Source organism: Chromobacterium phragmitis, assembly GCF_003325475.1.
GTDB classification, from domain to species: domain Bacteria; phylum Pseudomonadota; class Gammaproteobacteria; order Burkholderiales; family Chromobacteriaceae; genus Chromobacterium; species Chromobacterium phragmitis.
Genome location: NZ_CP029495.1, coordinates 2,552,832 through 2,569,391 on the forward strand (window position 1 = coordinate 2,552,832; position 16,560 = coordinate 2,569,391).

17 protein-coding genes and 1 tRNA gene are annotated in these 16,560 nt (G+C 62.3%); 16 read left to right on the forward strand and 2 right to left on the reverse strand.

Going from position 1 to position 16,560, the window contains the following annotated elements:
* Positions 1-32: 32 nt before the first annotated feature.
* Together pstC and pstS are read right to left on the reverse strand one after the other, a co-directional pair.
* Positions 33-995, reverse strand: coding sequence for a phosphate ABC transporter permease subunit PstC (pstC, locus tag DK842_RS12205; RefSeq protein ID WP_114061695.1), 963 nt, complete (start codon positions 993-995; stop codon positions 33-35).
* 83 nt (positions 996-1,078) lie between these two features.
* On the reverse strand, positions 1,079-2,116 hold the full coding sequence (gene pstS / locus DK842_RS12210; protein ID WP_114061696.1) for a phosphate ABC transporter substrate-binding protein PstS: 1,038 nt from the start codon (positions 2,114-2,116) through the stop codon (positions 1,079-1,081).
* Between the two features lie 171 nt (positions 2,117-2,287).
* On the opposite strand from pstS, the gene tpiA reads away from it, so the two are divergent.
* From tpiA to DK842_RS12290, 16 genes are all read left to right on the forward strand, one after another.
* Positions 2,288-3,034, forward strand: a complete 747-nt coding sequence (tpiA, locus tag DK842_RS12215) for a triose-phosphate isomerase (RefSeq protein ID WP_114061697.1) — start codon at positions 2,288-2,290, stop codon at positions 3,032-3,034.
* Between the two features lies 1 nt (position 3,035).
* Positions 3,036-3,392 carry a preprotein translocase subunit SecG gene (gene secG / locus DK842_RS12220; RefSeq protein ID WP_114061698.1) on the forward strand — a complete coding sequence of 119 codons (357 nt, stop codon included), beginning with the start codon at positions 3,036-3,038 and terminating at the stop codon, positions 3,390-3,392.
* Between the two features lie 19 nt (positions 3,393-3,411).
* Positions 3,412-3,496: transfer RNA gene (locus tag DK842_RS12225), tRNA-Leu, on the forward strand.
* A 91-nt stretch (positions 3,497-3,587) separates the two neighbouring features.
* Complete coding sequence (locus DK842_RS12230) at positions 3,588-3,944, forward strand: NADH-quinone oxidoreductase subunit A (RefSeq protein WP_011134496.1); 357 nt, start codon at positions 3,588-3,590, stop codon at positions 3,942-3,944.
* A complete protein-coding gene (locus tag DK842_RS12235) occupies positions 3,935-4,411 on the forward strand; it encodes a NuoB/complex I 20 kDa subunit family protein (protein ID WP_011134497.1) in 477 nt (158 codons plus the stop codon). The genes DK842_RS12230 and DK842_RS12235 overlap by 10 nt, the downstream gene beginning before the upstream one ends.
* Positions 4,412-4,421: 10 nt before the next feature.
* Positions 4,422-5,018 carry an NADH-quinone oxidoreductase subunit C gene (locus DK842_RS12240; protein ID WP_114061699.1) on the forward strand — a complete coding sequence of 199 codons (597 nt, stop codon included), beginning with the start codon at positions 4,422-4,424 and terminating at the stop codon, positions 5,016-5,018.
* The gene (locus DK842_RS12245) at positions 5,011-6,264 is read left to right on the forward strand and encodes an NADH-quinone oxidoreductase subunit D (RefSeq protein ID WP_114061700.1); all 1,254 of its coding nucleotides are present in this window, start codon (positions 5,011-5,013) and stop codon (positions 6,262-6,264) included. The genes DK842_RS12240 and DK842_RS12245 overlap by 8 nt, the downstream gene beginning before the upstream one ends.
* Positions 6,264-6,764 (forward strand): NADH-quinone oxidoreductase subunit NuoE, encoded by a 501-nt coding sequence (gene nuoE, locus DK842_RS12250; protein WP_114061701.1) that lies wholly within the window; start codon positions 6,264-6,266, stop codon positions 6,762-6,764. The genes DK842_RS12245 and nuoE overlap by 1 nt, the downstream gene beginning before the upstream one ends.
* The gene (nuoF, locus tag DK842_RS12255; protein ID WP_114061702.1) at positions 6,764-8,059 is read left to right on the forward strand and encodes an NADH-quinone oxidoreductase subunit NuoF; all 1,296 of its coding nucleotides are present in this window, start codon (positions 6,764-6,766) and stop codon (positions 8,057-8,059) included. Before nuoE ends, nuoF begins: the two co-directional genes overlap by 1 nt.
* Before the next feature lie 3 nt (positions 8,060-8,062).
* Positions 8,063-10,384, forward strand: a complete 2,322-nt coding sequence (nuoG, locus tag DK842_RS12260) for an NADH-quinone oxidoreductase subunit NuoG (protein ID WP_114061703.1) — start codon at positions 8,063-8,065, stop codon at positions 10,382-10,384.
* Between the two features lie 3 nt (positions 10,385-10,387).
* The gene (gene nuoH, locus DK842_RS12265; protein WP_114061704.1) at positions 10,388-11,434 is read left to right on the forward strand and encodes an NADH-quinone oxidoreductase subunit NuoH; all 1,047 of its coding nucleotides are present in this window, start codon (positions 10,388-10,390) and stop codon (positions 11,432-11,434) included.
* Positions 11,435-11,463: 29 nt separating this feature from the next.
* Positions 11,464-11,943 (forward strand): NADH-quinone oxidoreductase subunit NuoI, encoded by a 480-nt coding sequence (gene nuoI, locus DK842_RS12270; RefSeq protein ID WP_198414715.1) that lies wholly within the window; start codon positions 11,464-11,466, stop codon positions 11,941-11,943.
* Positions 11,944-11,952: 9 nt separating this feature from the next.
* Positions 11,953-12,597, forward strand: a complete 645-nt coding sequence (locus DK842_RS12275) for an NADH-quinone oxidoreductase subunit J (protein ID WP_114061706.1) — start codon at positions 11,953-11,955, stop codon at positions 12,595-12,597.
* 28 nt (positions 12,598-12,625) lie between these two features.
* Complete coding sequence (nuoK, locus tag DK842_RS12280; RefSeq protein ID WP_011134506.1) at positions 12,626-12,931, forward strand: NADH-quinone oxidoreductase subunit NuoK; 306 nt, start codon at positions 12,626-12,628, stop codon at positions 12,929-12,931.
* A gap of 32 nt (positions 12,932-12,963) precedes the next feature.
* Positions 12,964-15,015 carry an NADH-quinone oxidoreductase subunit L gene (gene nuoL, locus DK842_RS12285; RefSeq protein ID WP_114061707.1) on the forward strand — a complete coding sequence of 684 codons (2,052 nt, stop codon included), beginning with the start codon at positions 12,964-12,966 and terminating at the stop codon, positions 15,013-15,015.
* Between the two features lie 40 nt (positions 15,016-15,055).
* Entirely contained in the window at positions 15,056-16,555 is a 1,500-nt protein-coding gene (locus DK842_RS12290) for an NADH-quinone oxidoreductase subunit M (protein WP_114061708.1), read from the forward strand.
* Positions 16,556-16,560 lie beyond the last annotated feature (5 nt).

Sequence of the window (16,560 nt, forward strand, 5' to 3'; positions counted from 1 at the left end):
CTTGGCTCATCGTGGTAACGTCTTCTTTCATCTCAGGAAGGCTTGCCTTCCTGCTTCTTCAGGCGGAGCAGCAGCAGCTTGGAGCAGGACAACACCACGAAAGTGATGAAGAACAAGATCAGGCCCAGCTCGATCAGCGAGCCCAGGTACAGATCGCCGTTGGCTTCGGCGAACTCGTTGGCCAGCGAGGAGGCGATGGAGTTGCCGGGCTCGAACAGGCTGGTGGAGAAACGGGTGGAGTTGCCGATCACGAAGGTGACGGCCATCGTTTCGCCCAGCGCGCGGCCCAGGCCCAGCATGATGCCGCCGACGACGCCGGTCTTGGTATAGGGCAGCACCACGTGGCGCACCACCTCCCAGGTGGTGGAGCCCAGACCATAGGCGGACTCCTTCAACATGGTCGGCACCACCTCGAACACGTCGCGCATCACCGAGGCGATGAAGGGAATCACCATGATGGCCAGGATCAGGCCGGCGGTGAACAGGCCGATGCCCATCGGCGCGCCCTGGAACAGGAAGCCGATCAGCGGAAACTCGCCCAAGTGATCGATGACCCAGGGCTGGATGTGGTCGGCGAAGAAGGGGGCGAACACGAACAAGCCCCACATGCCGTAAATGATGGACGGGATGCCCGCCAGCAGCTCCACGGCGATGCCCAGAGGCCGTTTCAGCCAGGTCGGGCACAGCTCGGTCAGGAACAGCGCGATGCCGAAGCTGACCGGTACGCCGATCAGCAGGGCGATGAAGGAGGTGACCAGGGTGCCGAAAATGGGCACCAGCGCGCCGAACTTCTCCTGCACCGGATCCCAGTCGGAATTGAACAGGAAGCTCCAGCCAAAGCCCTTGATGGCGGGCATCGCGCCGACCAGCAGGGAAAGAAGGATGCCGATCAGCAGCGCCAGCACCAGGAAGGCGAAGCCGCGGGTAGTCACGCGGAAAGTTGTGTCCAGCAGTTGCTGGCGTCCCAGCTGCTGCTCGTTGCTCAGTTTTTGCATGCGCCGATTCTTGATGGTTCAGACACAAAGCCGGAGAGAGCAAGCTCCCTCCGGCCCGGGGCCGACAGTATAAACGTCGCCTATCAGTTCCAGACAGCCTTGCCGCTGCCGTCGGTGATCTGTTTCCAGCTGGCGCGGATCACGCCCTTGACGTTGTCCGGCATCGGGATGTAATCCAGATCCAGGGCGGTCTTGTCGCCGTTCTTGTAGGCCCAGTCGAAGTACTTCAGCACTTCGGCGCCTTGGGCCGGCTTGTCCTGTTTCTTGTGCATCAGGATGAAGGTGGCGCCGGCGATCGGCCAGCTGGTCTTGCCCGGCTGGTTGGTCAGCAGCAGGTAGAAACCCGGGGCCTTCTTCCAGTCGGCGTTGGCGGCCGCTGCCTTGAACGAGGACTCGTCAGGGCTGACAAAGGCGCCGGCCTGGTTCTGCAGCAGACCGTAAGCCAGCTTGTTCTGCTTGGCGTAGGCGTATTCCACATAGCCGATGGAGCCCTTGATGCGGGACACGTAGTTGGCCACGCCCTCGTTCCCCTTGCCGCCCACAGAGCTGCCCTTCCAGCTGACGGCGGTGTTGGAGCCGACTTCCTTCGCCCATTCCGGCGAGACCTTGGACAGGTAGTTGGTGAAGATGAAGGTGGTGCCGGAGCCGTCGGAGCGGCGCACTACCGAGATGCGCTGGTCGGGCAGCTTGACGCCGGGGTTCAGCTTGGCGATGGCCGCGTCGTTCCACTTGCTGATCTTGCCCATGTAGATGTCGGCCAGCAGCGGGCCGGTGAACTTGATCTGGCCGGCGGCGATGCCCGGAATGTTATAGACCGGCACCACGCCGCCCATCACGGTCGGAAATTGGGTCAGACCGGTTTTTTCCAGTTCTTCCGGCTTCAGCGGCATGTCGGACGCGCCGAAGTCCACGGTCTTGGACTGGATCTGCTTGATGCCGCCGCCAGAGCCGATGGACTGGTAGTTCATGTTGTTGCCGGTGCTGCCCTTGTAGGTGGCGGCCCACTTCGCGTACAGCGGGTAGGGGAAGGTCGCGCCGGCGCCGGTGATGTCAGCCGCGTAGGCCGAGCCTGCGATCAGCGCGGAACCCAGGACTGCGGCCAGACGAACAGACTGTTTCATTGCTTAACTCCCGAACTGTGGATGGGACTGCGTTTGTGATGGCCGCAATCGTATCGGGCAAATCTTTCAGTAATATTACAAGTCGTAAATGCTTGACCCAGCTCCATTGGAGAGGGGGCTGCCGCCGCGCTATAATCGGCGCCAACCAATAACATGGAAATGGAGAGTCGCATGTCCGGCAAACTGGTGATTGGCAATTGGAAGATGAATACCCGCGGCGATAGCGCTCGTCAATTGGCGGCGGCGCTATTGGCCGATGCGCAAACCAATCGCGAGGGCGTCGGCATCGCCGCACCCGCCGTTTACCTGGCTGCGCTGGCCGAGCAACTGAAGGGGAGCAAGATCGCCTTGTCTTCCCAGGACGTCAGCCGTTTCGCCGCCGACGGCGCGTTTACCGGCGAGACCAGCGCCGCCATGTTGGCCGACGTGGGCTGCCGCTACGCGCTGGTCGGACATTCCGAGCGCCGCCAGTATTTCCGCGAAGACAATGCGGCGCTGCTTGCCAAGATGCGCAACGCGATCGCGGCCGGCGTGGTCCCGGTGCTGTGCGTGGGCGAGACGCTGGCGCAGCGCGAGGCGGGCGATTATTTGAACGTGGTGCGAGAACAGCTTGCCATCTTGGCCGAGATCGCCGATGGTGAATACGTTGTCGCCTACGAACCGGTATGGGCCATCGGCACCGGCAAGGTGGCATCGCTTGAGCAGATCGCCGAGATCCATGCATTCATCAAAAATTGGTGCTTGCAAAACGTTGCCGGCTCCGCTAAGATTCGCGTCCTCTACGGCGGCAGTGTCAAAGCAGAGAATGCCGAAGCGATTCTGGCGACGGAAAACGTCGACGGAGCACTGGTCGGAGGAGCCTCTCTGGACGCCGATTCATTCAGAGTGATTTGCCAAGCCGCAGGAAAATTGATATAGTATGGAACTTCTCAAGACGCTTATTTGGATTGTTAATCTGCTGTCCGCAGCATCTATCATCGTCCTTGTTCTGATGCAGCACGGCAAGGGTGCGGATATGGGCGCGGCCTTTGGTAGCGGCTCGTCCGGCAGTCTGTTCGGGGCGTCTGGTTCTGCGAATTTCTTGAGTAGAACGACTGCGGTTGCTGCCGCGGTGTTCTTCTCGACCTCCATGGCGCTGGTCTTTCTTTCCGGGGGTGGGAAGAGTGATCTGGGCGTAATGGGCAATGGCAGTAAGATTGAGCAGGCGGCGCCGCAAATCCCGGCAGGCGCGCCTAATAAAAACGCTTCGGGAACGGCTTCCAAGATTCCGGAGTGACAATGTAAAGCTTTGCTGTGCCGACATGGTGAAATTGGTAGACACGCTATCTTGAGGGGGTAGTGGCGAAAGCTGTGTGAGTTCGAGTCTCACTGTCGGCACCACCATTCAAAAACAGGCCACCGGGACTCCGGTGGCCTGTTTTATTTGGAGCCAAGAGGGGGTGACCCCTCTTTTTTTGGGGGTGTACGGGAAATGCTGCAAAACTACTTTCCCATTCTGATGTTTGTCATCGTCGGACTTCTGGTCGGTGTGGGCCCTATTGTTCTGGGCAAACTGCTGGCGCCGAATCGTCCTGACGCTGAAAAACTTTCTCCATACGAATGCGGCTTCGAGGCCTTCGAAGATGCCCGCATGAAGTTTGACGTCCGCTACTACCTGATCGCCATTCTCTTCATCCTGTTCGACCTGGAAATCGCATTCCTGTTTCCGTGGGCGGTGGTGTTGAAGGATCTGGGCGTCTATGGTTTGGGCGTGATGGTCGAGTTTCTGGCCGTGCTGACGCTCGGCTTCGTCTACATGTGGAAGAAGGGAGCTCTGGAATGGGAGTAGAAGGGATTCTGGAGAAAGGCTTCGTCACCACGACAGCCGACAAGCTTATCAACTATACCCGCACCGGTTCGCTGTGGCCGATGACCTTCGGCCTGGCCTGTTGCGCGGTGGAAATGATGCACGCCGGCGCGGCGAGATATGACCTCGACCGCTTCGGCGTCGTGTTCCGTCCCAGCCCCCGCCAGTCCGACCTGATGATCGTCGCCGGCACGCTGTGCAACAAGATGGCGCCGGCCCTGCGCAAGGTTTACGACCAGATGGCCGAGCCGCGCTGGGTGATTTCGATGGGCTCCTGTGCCAATGGCGGCGGTTACTATCATTACTCCTACTCTGTAGTTCGTGGCTGCGACCGCATCGTGCCGGTCGATGTCTACGTGCCGGGCTGTCCGCCGACCGCCGAGGCGCTGCTGTACGGCATCATCCAGCTGCAGAACAAGATCAAACGTACCAACACCATCGCCCGCTAAGGTAGAAACTATGGCCTCCAAGAAAATGGAAGCGTTGGGTTCGGTCGTTGCCGCGGCGCTGGGCGACAAGCTCGTGAGCAGCACGCTGGCCCTGGATGAGCTGACCATCGTGTGCAAGGCGTCCGATCTGCTGTCCGTCGCGCAAACGCTGCGCGATCACGCCGATCTCGCCTTCGAGCAGTGCATCGACGTCTGCGGCATGGACTACAGCGCTTATCGCGACGAGCCGTGGGACGGTCCGCGTTTCGCCGCCGTGTACCACCTGCTGTCCGTCAAGCTGAACCATCGCCTCCGCCTGCGCGTTTTCGCCGAAGACGACGATTTCCCGGTGATCCCGTCGATCAATGGCGTGTGGAACGCCGCCAACTGGTTTGAGCGCGAAGCGTTCGACCTCTATGGCATCGTGTTCGAAGGCCACCCCGACCTGCGCCGCCTGTTGACCGACTATGGCTTCGTCGGCCATCCGTTCCGCAAGGACTTCCCGCTGTCCGGCCACGTGGAAATGCGTTACGACCCGACCCAGCAGCGCGTGATTTACCAGCCTGTGACCATCGAGCCGCGCGAAATCACTCCGCGCATCATTCGCGAGGAGAATTACGGTGGCTGAGATCCGCAACTACACCCTCAACTTCGGCCCGCAGCACCCGGCCGCGCACGGCGTGCTGCGCCTGGTGCTGGAGCTGGACGGCGAAGTCGTCCAGCGCGCTGACCCGCACATCGGCCTGCTGCACCGCGGCACCGAGAAGCTGGCCGAGAGCAAGACCTTCATCCAGTCGCTGCCGTACATGGACCGTCTCGACTACGTGTCGATGATGTGCAACGAGCACGCTTACTGCCTGGCCATCGAGAAGATGATGGGCATCGAGGTGCCGGAGCGCGCGCAATACATCCGCGTGATGTTCGCCGAAATCACCCGCATCCTGAACCATCTGCTGTGGATCGGCGCCCACGCGCTGGACATCGGCGCGATGACCATGTTCCTGTACGCGTTCCGCGAGCGCGAAGACCTGATGGACTGCTACGAGGCGGTGTCCGGCGCGCGGATGCACGCGGCCTACTTCCGTCCGGGCGGCGTCTACCGCGACCTGCCGGACAGCATGCCGCAGTACACCGTGTCCAAGATCAAGAACGCCAAGGAGCTGGCGCGCCTGAACGAGGGCCGCAAGGGCTCGATGCTGGACTTCATCGAAGACTTCACCAAGCGCTTCCCGACCTATGTCGACGAGTACGAGACCCTGCTGACCGACAACCGCATCTGGAAGCAGCGGACCGTGGGCATCGGCGTGGTGACGGCCGAGCGCGCGCTGAACCTGGGCATGACCGGCCCGATGCTGCGCGGTTCCGGCATCGCCTGGGACTTGCGCAAGACCCAGCCGTACGACGTGTACGACAAGATGGATTTCGACGTGCCGGTGGGCGTGGGCGGCGACTGCTACGATCGCTACCTGGTGCGCGTGGAAGAGATGCGTCAGTCCAACCGCATCATCCAGCAGTGCGTGGCCTGGCTGCGCGCGAACCCGGGTCCGGTGATCACCGACAACCATAAAGTGGCCCCGCCTTCGCGCGAAGGCATGAAGTCCAATATGGAAGACCTGATCCACCACTTCAAGCTGTTCACCGAAGGCATGCACGTGCCGGAAGGCGAGGCTTACGCCGCGGTGGAGCACCCGAAGGGCGAGTTCGGCATCTATCTGGTGTCCGACGGCGCCAACAAACCGTACCGCCTGAAAATCCGCGCGCCGGGCTATGCCCATTTGGCGGCGCTGGACGAGATGGCCACCGGCCACATGATCGCCGACGTCGTCGCGATCATCGGTACGCAGGATATCGTGTTTGGGGAGATTGACCGCTGATGCTGTCCGCACAATCGCTAGCCTTGATCGACCGCGAGGTCGCCAAATATCCGGCCGACCAGAAGCGCTCCGCCGTCATGGGCGCGCTGCGCATCGCGCTGGACGAGCGGCGCGCGACCGGTGAAACCCCGGAAACGCGCTGCCTGAATCCGGAACTGATCGAGTTCGTCGCCGACTACCTGGGCATCGCCCCGTTAGCCGCTTACGAAGTCGCCACGTTCTACAACATGTACGACATGAAGCCGGTGGGCAAATTCAAGATCACCGTCTGCACCAACCTGCCCTGTGCGCTGTCCGGCGGCGTCAACGCCGCGGAGTACATCTCGAAGAAGCTGGGCATCGCCATCGGCGAAACCAGCGCCGACGGCATGTACACCCTGCTGGAAGGCGAATGCATGGGCGCCTGCGGCGACGCGCCGGTCTTGCTGGTGAACAACCACAAGATGTGCAGCTTCATGACGCCCGAAGCAATCGATAAAAAACTGGCGGAGTTGAAATAATGGCTGTCTTCGCTAATGGCGTGATTTTCGACGGCGTCGACACTGCCCAGCCTGATTGCTGGCGTCTGGACGCCTATGTGGCCCGCGGCGGCTACCAGGCGCTGCGCCGCATTCTCGACTCCAAGATGACGCAGGAAGACGTGATCGCGGAAGTGAAGAACTCCGGCCTGCGCGGCCGCGGCGGCGCGGGCTTCCCGACCGGCCTGAAGTGGAGCTTCATGCCGCGCTCGTTCCCGGGCGACAAGTACGTCGTCTGCAACACCGACGAGGGCGAGCCGGGCACCTTCAAGGACCGCGACATCATCCGCTACAACCCGCACTCGTTGATCGAGGGCATGATCATCGCCGGTTACGCGATGGGCACCAAGGCGGGTTACAACTACATCCACGGCGAAATCTTCGAAGACTACGTGTTGTTCGAGGAAGCGCTGGAAGAGGCGCGCAAGGCGGGTTTCCTGGGTCAGAACATCCTGGGCTCCGGCTTCAACTTCGACCTGTTCGCCCACCACGGCTACGGCGCCTACATCTGCGGCGAAGAAACCGCGCTGCTGGAATCGCTGGAAGGCAAGAAGGGCCAGCCGCGCTTCAAGCCGCCGTTCCCGGCCAGCTTCGGCCTGTATGGCAAGCCGACCACCATCAACAACACCGAATCGTTCGCCTCGGTGCCATTCATCATCCGCGACGGCGCGCAAACCTTCCTCGAGAAGGGCAAGCCGAACAACGGCGGCACCAAGCTGTTCTCGGTTTCCGGCCACGTCAACCGTCCGGGCAACTACGAGATCGCGCTGGGCACTCCGTTCTCCGAGCTGCTGGAAATGGCCGGCGGCATGCGCGACGGCAAGAAGCTGAAGGCGGTGATCCCGGGCGGCTCGTCCGCGCCGGTGCTGCCGGCCGACATCATGATGCAGTGCACGATGGACTACGACAGCATCGCCAAAGCCGGCTCCATGCTGGGTTCGGGCGCCGTGATCGTGATGAATGAGGACGTGTGCATGGTCAAGGCGCTGGAGCGTCTGGCCTACTTCTACCACGAAGAATCCTGCGGCCAGTGCACGCCGTGCCGCGAAGGCACCGGCTGGCTGTACAAGGTGATCCATCGCATCGTCAATGGCCAAGGCCGCAAGGGCGATCTGGAGCTTCTGGATTCCGTGGGCAACAACATGGCCGGCCGCACCATCTGCGCGCTGGCCGACGCCGCGGTGTTCCCGGTTCGCAGTTTCACCAAGCATTTCCGCAATGAGTTCGAGTACGCGATCGAACACGGAAAGACCTTGGTGGATCACAAATGGTGTTGAGCGATGCTTGAAATCGAAATCGACGGTAAAAAACTGACGGTGCCGCAAGGCAGCACCGTCATCGAGGCTGCCCACTCGGTGGGCACCTACATTCCGCACTTCTGCTACCACAAGAAGCTGTCCATCGCGGCCAACTGCCGGATGTGCCTGGTGGAAGTGGAAAAAGCGCCCAAGCCGCTGCCGGCCTGTGCCACTCCGGTCACCGACGGCATGAAGGTCCATACCGCGTCGCCGCTGGCCAAGAAGGCCCAACAGGGCGTGATGGAATTCCTGCTGATCAACCACCCGCTGGATTGCCCGATCTGCGACCAGGGCGGCGAATGCCAGCTGCAGGATCTGGCGGTGGGCTACGGCAACTCCACCTCGCGCTACGAGGAAGAGAAGCGCGTGGTGGTGGGCAAGGACATGGGTCCGCTGGTTTCCGCCGAGGAAATGTCGCGCTGCATCCACTGCACGCGCTGCGTCCGCTTCACGGAAGAAGTGGGCGGCTTCCAGGAAATCGGCATGGCCAACCGCAGCGAGTTCTCCGAAATCCTGCCGTTCCTGGGCAAGACCGTGGACTCGGAAATCTCCGGCAACGTCATCGACCTGTGCCCGGTGGGCGCGCTGACGTCCAAGCCGTTCCGCTACAGCACCCGCGCCTGGGAACTGTCGCGCCGCAAGTCGGTGAGCCCGCACGACGGCCTCGGCTCCAACCTGGTGGTCCAGGTGAAGAGCAATGAAGTGATGCGCGTGCTGCCGCTGGAAAACGAAGCCATCAACGAGTGCTGGATCGCCGACCGCGACCGCTTCTCCTATGAGGGCCTGAACAGCGCCGAGCGTCTCTCCAAGCCGATGATCAAGTTCGACGGCAAGTGGCACGAGACCGACTGGGAAACCGCGCTGAACTACGTGGCCAAGGGCCTGAACGGCGTGTCCGCCGATCACGGCAAGGACGCCATCGGCTTCCTGCTGAGCCCGCACTCCACCACGGAAGAACTGCACCTGGCGCAGAAGCTGGCGCGCGCCTTCGGCGTCAACGCCGTCGACTACCGCCTGCGCCGCAGCGATTTCGCCGCCGACGCTTTCAAGCAGGGCGCCGAGTGGCTGGGCTCCACCATCGCCGAACTGGCTGACGCCAAGTCGGTGCTGGTGGTCGGCTCCACGCTGCGCAAGGAACAGCCGCTGCTGGCCTCGCGTCTGCGCCAATCGGTGAAGAAGGGCAGCGAGCTCAACATTATCCATGTCGCCGACGACAATCTGCTGACCCAGATCAAGGGCAAGCTGATCGTGTCGCCGCTGGCGCTGGTGAATGCGCTGTCGCAAGTGCTGAAGGCCGTCGCCGAGATCAAATCCGGCTCGACCGAGATCGACCTGGCTGCCGTGGAAGTGTCCGCCCAAGCGCGCGTCATCGCTGAAAGCCTGAGCGGCGCGGAAACCGCGTCCATCGCGCTGGGTAACGTCGCGCAACACCATCCGGCCTACAGTCAGCTGCTGTCGCTGGCCCAGGAAATCTCCCGCCTGTCCGGCGCGCGTTTCGGCATCCTGGCCGAAGCCGCCAACAGCGTGGGCGCCGAACTGGTGGGCGCATGGGCGCAAAACGGCGACAACGCCGCCGCGATGATCGCCAAGCCGAAGAAGGCCTACTTCCTGCTGAACGCGGAAGTGGAATTCGACAGCTACGACGGTCAGGCCGCCGTGGCCGCGATGAAGCAGGCCGCCACGGTGATCGCGCTGACCGCCTACCAGGGCCAGGGTCTGCTCGACTACGCCGACGTGCTGCTGCCGATCGCGCCGTTCTCCGAGACCGCCGGCTCCTTCGTCAACATGGAAGGCAAGCTGCAAACCTTCAACGGCGTGGTCAAGCCGCTGGGCGAAACCCGTCCGGCCTGGAAGGTGCTGCGCGTGCTGGGCAATATGCTGAATCTGGCCGGCTTCGAGCAGAACAGCGCCGAAGACGTGCGCGCCGAGTTCGGCGACCTGGCTGCCAAGCTGAACAACGCCTTGTCCAAGACAACCGCCAGCCCGGCCGTCGGCTCCGGCATCGTCCGCATCGGCGAAGTGCCGATGTACCAGGCCGACGCCGTTTGCCGCCGCGCGCCGTCGCTGCAGGCCACCAACGAAGCCAAGGGCGCCGACACCGCCTATGCCCATAGCAGCCTGCTGGCCAAGCTGGGCGTGGATGCCGGCTCCACCGCGCTGTTGAAGCAGGGCGAAGGCGAGGCCCGGGTCCGGATCGAGGCCGACGACAGCCTGCCGGCCGACGCGGTACGAGTCGCAGCAGCGCACGCTTCCACGCTGGCGCTGGGCGGCATGTTCGACGCAATCGAGATCAAGCAGGGGTAAGCGATGGAGTTCTTGCAAGGTATTCTTGGCACTGACGCGGGGCTCCTGGTGTGGACCCTGCTGAAGATCATCGCCATCGTGCTGCCGATGTTGGGCTGCGTGGCGTATCTGACGCTGGCCGAGCGCAAGGTGATCGGCTACATGCAGATCCGCATCGGCCCCAACCGGGTCGGCTATTTCGGCCTGCTGCAGCCCATCGCCGACGCGGTGAAGCTGCTGATGAAGGAAATCATCCTGCCGACCAACTCCAGCAAGGGCCTGTTCCTGCTGGCGCCGGTGCTGTCCATCGGGCCGGCTCTGGCGGCCTGGGCGGTGATTCCGTTCACCGACAAGCTGGTGCTGGCCAACGTGAACGCCTCGCTGCTGTACATCCTGGCGCTGACCTCGATGGGCGTGTACGGCGTGATCATCGCCGGCTGGGCGGGCAACTCGAAGTACTCCTTCCTCGGCGCGATGCGTTCCGCCGCTCAGATCGTATCCTACGAACTGGCGATGGGCTTCGCGCTGGTCGGCGTGCTGATGGTGTCCGGCAGCTTGAACCTGGTCGACATCGTGCATCAGCAGTCGTTCGGCAGGGGCGATGGCTCCATCCTGTCCTGGAACTGGATCCCGCTGTTCCCGCTGTTCATCGTCTACCTGATCTCCGGCGTGGCCGAGACCAACCGCGCGCCGTTCGACGTGGCCGAAGGCGAATCGGAAATCGTGGCCGGTTTCCACGTGGAATACTCGGGCATGGCCTTCGCCATTTTCTTCCTGGCCGAATACGCCAACATGATCCTGGTGGCCGCGCTGACCGCGCTGCTGTTCCTGGGCGGCTGGCTGTCGCCGTTCCCGGCATCCTGGGGCATCCTGGGCGCCGGCGGCTTCCACTGGCTGGCGGCCAAGGTCGCGATGGTGCTGTTCTGCTTCCTGTGGTTCCGCGCCACCTTCCCGCGCTATCGTTATGACCAGATCATGCGTCTTGGCTGGAAGGTGTTCATCCCGGTGACCCTGGCGTGGATCCTGGTGGTGGGCGTGTGGATGTTTACCCCGCTGTCCATTTGGCACTGAGACAGGGGATAGGTGAAAAAATGAATTCGATCCGCAACTTTTTCAAGACCTTCCTGCTGGTGGAGCTGGTCAAGGGCCTGATGGTCACTGGCCGCTACTTCTTCGCCCGCAAGATCACGGTGCAATTCCCGGAAGAGAAAACGCCGATTTCGCCGCGTTTCCGCGGCCTGCACGCGCAGCGCCGCTACGCCAACGGCGAGGAGCGCTGCATCGCCTGCAAACTGTGCGAGGCAGTGTGCCCGGCGCTGGCGATCAGCATCGAGTCCGAGCAGCGCGAAGACGGCACCCGCCGCACCTCGCGCTACGACATCGACCTGACCAAGTGCATCTTCTGCGGCTTCTGCGAGGAAGCCTGTCCGGTGGACGCGATCGTGGAAACCCACATCTTCGAATACCACGGTGAAAAACGTGGCGACCTCTACTACACCAAGCCGATGCTGCTGGCGATCGGCGACAAGTACGAGGCCGAAATCGCCGCCAACAAGGCGGCCGACGCCAAGTATCGCTAAGGGGAGGCCATGAACCTAACTACGGTAATTTTCTACGTTCTGTCCGCCATCCTGATCTTCGCCGGTCTGCGCGTGGTGACGGCCAAGAACCCGGTCCATGCCGCGCTGTATCTGGTGCTGGCCTTCTTCACCAGCGCCGGCCACTGGTTGCTGATGGAGTCGGAGTTCCTGGCGATCACGCTGGTGCTGGTTTATGTCGGCGCGGTGATGGTGCTGTTCCTGTTCGTGGTGATGATGCTGGACATCAACATCGAGAAGCTGCGCGAAGGCTTCTGGAAGAACCTGCCGGTGGCCGCCACCGTCGGCGCCATCATGGTGTTCGAAATGGCGCTGATCCTGGTGAGCCCGGACGCGGCGCTGTCGCAGTACAAGGCCGGCGCGCCGCTGGCCGCCGACTTCAGCAACGTGAAGGTGCTGGGCAGCCAGCTGTACACCACCTATCTGCTGCCGTTCGAGATCGCGGCGGTCGTGCTGCTGCTGGCGATGATCGCCGCCATCGGCCTGACCATGCGCTCGCGCAAGGACAGCAAGGTGATCGACCCCGCCGTTCAGGTGAAGGTGCGCCGCGAAGACCGCGTCCGCATCGTCAAGATGGACGCCGTGAAAAAAGTGGAAGCGGCCGACGCGGCCGATTCCGGTGAGCAACAGGCCTGACGGCCAATCAACCAATAAGGGAGGAAACGTGCTGACACTGACTCACTTTCTGGTGCTGGCCGCCATCCTGTTCGCCATCAGCGTGCTCGGGATTTTCCTGAACCGGAAAAACCTGATCATCCTGCTGATGGCCATCGAGCTGATGCTGCTGGCGGTGAATTTCAACTTCATCGCGTTTTCGCACTACCTGTCGGATTCGGCAGGCCAGATCTTCGTGTTCTTCATCCTGACGGTTGCCGCCGCCGAGTCCGCCATTGGTCTGGCGATTCTGGTGGTGTTGTTCCGCAACCTGCAGAGCATCAACGTTGAAGACTTGGGCAGCCTCAAGGGCTAAGGCAAACCGGAACCACTACAAAGCACAAAAGCATGGATATGAAGAGCTTATACCTGCTGATTGCACTCGCCCCACTGGCGGGTTCCATCATTGCGGGCCTGTTTGGATGGGCGATCGGGCGGCGCGCCTCGCACGTCGTCACGATAGCCGGCGTGGCGGTGTCCGCCGCGCTGTCGCTCAAGGTGCTTCTCGGCTTCCTCAATGGAAGCGCGGAAGTGTTCAATGGACCGGTTTACACTTGGCTGACCGTCGGCGGTCATGAGTACGCCGTGGGCTTCCTGGTGGATTCGCTGACCGCGATGATGCTGGTGGTGGTCACCAGCGTGTCGCTGATGGTGCATATCTACACCATCGGCTACATGCAGGATGATCCGGGCTACCAGCGCTTCTTCAGCTACATCTCGCTGTTCACCTTCTCGATGCTGATGCTGGTGATGAGCAACAACTTCGTCCAGCTGTTCTTCGGCTGGGAAGCTGTGGGCCTGGTGTCCTACCTGTTGATCGGCTTCTGGTTCAAGCGCCCGACCGCGGTGTTCGCCAACCTGAAGGCCTTTCTGGTCAACCGCGTCGGCGACTTCGGCTTCTTGCTGGGCATCGGCATGGTGCTGGCTTACTTCGGCGGCTCGCTGAACTACAGCGACGTGTTCGCCGCCGCTCCGGCGCTGGCGCAGAAGACCGTCGAGCTGATCCCGGGCCAGGAGTGGTCGCTGATGACCGTCACCTGCATCCTGCTGTTCATCGGCGCGATGGGCAAGTCGGCGCAGTTCCCGCTGCACGTGTGGCTGCCGGACTCGATGGAAGGCCCGACCCCGATCTCCGCGCTGATCCACGCGGCCACCATGGTGACCGCCGGCATCTTCATGGTGTCGCGGATGAGCCCGCTGTTCGAGCTGTCCGACGTCGCCCTGAACGTGGTGATGGTGGCCGGCGCGATCACCGCGCTGTTCATGGGCCTGCTGGGCATCGTGCAGAACGACATCAAGCGCGTGGTGGCCTACTCCACGCTGTCGCAGCTGGGCTACATGACCGTGGCGCTGGGCGCGTCCGCCTACTCGGTGGCGATGTTCCACGTGATGACCCACGCCTTCTTCAAGGCGCTGCTGTTCCTGGCCGCGGGCTCCGTGATCATCGGCATGCACCATGATCAGGACATGCGCAACATGGGCGGCCTGCGCAAGTACATGCCCATCACCTGGATCACCTCGCTGCTGGGTTCGCTGGCGCTGATCGGCACGCCGTTCTTCTCCGGCTTCTATTCCAAGGATTCGATCATCGAGGCGGTCAAGGTCTCCCACCTGTCCGCGTCGGGCTTCGCCTATTTCGCCGTGGTGGCGGGCGTGTTCATCACCGCCTTCTACTCCTTCCGCATGTACTTCCTGGTCTTCCACGGCAAGGAGCGCTGGATGGAGAACCATGGCTCGCAGCATGAGCACCATGGCGACAGCGACGAAGAAGAAGTGTCCCACGACCATCATCATGGACTGGGTCCGAACGACAAGCCGCATGAAAGCCCATGGGTGGTGACGCTGCCGCTGGTGCTGCTGGCCATCCCGTCGGTGTTGGTCGGCTTCTTCGGCATCGACAAGCTGGTTTACGGCACTTTCTTCGACAACGTGATCGCGGTGAATCATGCCGCGCATCCGGGCATGGAAGAACTGGCGCACGAGTTCCACGGCGCCGTCGCCATGGCGTTGCACTCGTTCACCACGCTGCCGCTGTGGCTGGCCATCGCCGGCGTCGCCACCGCCTGGTTCTTCTACATGAAGGCGCCGCACATCCCGGCCGCCATCAAGGAGAAGTGCGCGCCGATCCACAGGCTGCTGGAAAACAAGTACTACCTGGACGAGATCTACTTCGCCGTGTTCGCCAAGGGCTCGCGCGCCATCGGCACCTTCTTCTGGAAGGTGGGCGACACGCTGCTGATCGACGGCCTGATGGTCAACGGCACCGCCAAGCTGGTGGGCTGGTTCTCCAGCGTGGTGCGCCGCGCGCAGACCGGCTTCATCTACAGCTACGCCACCGCGATGATCATCGGCGTGCTGGGTCTGATGACTTGGTGGTTCCTGCCGCTGATTCTGCGTTGAGTCCGGATTCCGGGATTGAAATAACAATATAGGTTTGACTATGTTCACAAATCTGTTAAGTCTGGTGATCTGGACGCCGATACTGGCAGGCCTGGCAGTGCTGGCCACCGGCGGCGACCAGCGCGCGCCGCTGGCGCGCTGGCTGGCCTTGGCGGGCGCCCTGGCGGGCTTCCTGCTGTCGGTCCCGCTGTTCACCGAGTTCAACAACCTGAACGGCGGCATGCAGTTCGAAGAGATGAAGCCGTGGATCGCTTCGCTCAACATCAACTACCACCTGGGCGTGGACGGCATCTCCATGCTGTTCGTGGTGTTGAACAGCTTCACCACGCTGTTGGTGGTGATCGCCGGCTGGGAAGTGATCCAGAAGCGCGTGGCGCAGTACATGGCCGCCTTCCTGATCATGTCCGGCCTGATCAACGGCGCCTTCGCCGCGCTGGACGCCATCCTGTTCTATGTCTTCTTCGAAGGCATGCTGATCCCGATGTACCTGATCATCGGCGTCTGGGGCGGTCCGCGCCGCGTTTACGCGTCGATCAAGTTCTTCCTGTACACGCTGCTCGGCTCGCTGCTGATGCTGGTGGCGCTGATCTACCTGTACTTCCAGGCCGGCAAGAGCTTCGAGATCCTGGCTTTCCACGACATCGCCAAAATCTCGCTGACCGCGCAGATCCTGCTGTTCGTCGCCTTCTTCATGTCCTTCGCGGTGAAGGTGCCGATGTGGCCGGTGCACACCTGGCTGCCGGACGCCCACGTGGAAGCGCCGACCGGCGGTTCCATGGTGCTGGCCGCGATCACGCTGAAGATCGGCGCTTACGGCTTCCTGCGGTTCGTGCTGCCCATCCTGCCGGACGCCGCGCGCGAGCTGTCGCCCGTCGTCGTCACCCTGTCGTTGATCGCCGTGGTCTACATCGGCCTGGTGGCGCTGGTGCAGTCGGACATGAAGAAGCTGGTGGCGTACTCGTCCATCTCCCACATGGGCTTCGTGACCCTGGGCCTGTTCCTGTTCACCGGCAGCGAACTGAACCAGTGGGCGGTTGAGGGCGCGCTGGTGCAGATGGTGTCCCACGGCTTCGTTTCCGCCGCGATGTTCTTCTGCATCGGCGTGATGTACGACCGCGTGCACAGCCGCAACATCGCCGACTACGGCGGCGTGGCCAACAAGATGCCCGTCTTCGCGGCCTTCATGATGCTGTTCGCGATGGCCAACTCCGGCCTGCCGGCCACTTCCGGCTTCGTCGGCGAGTTCATGGTGATCCTGGGCGCGGTGCAGGTGAACTTCTGGTACGCCGCGCTGGCCGCCACCACGCTGATCTTCGGCGCCGCCTACACCCTGTGGATGTACAAGCGCGTGATCTTCGGCGACGTGGCCAACCAGCATGTGGCCGAGCTGTCCGACGTCAACAAGCGCGAATTCCTGGTGCTGGCCATCCTGGCCGTGATGGTGCTGGGCATGGGTCTGTACCCGCAGGCTTTCGTCGCCAAGATGCATCTGGCGGTCAACGACCTGATCATGCACGTCGCTCAGACCAAGCTGCCGTAAGGACG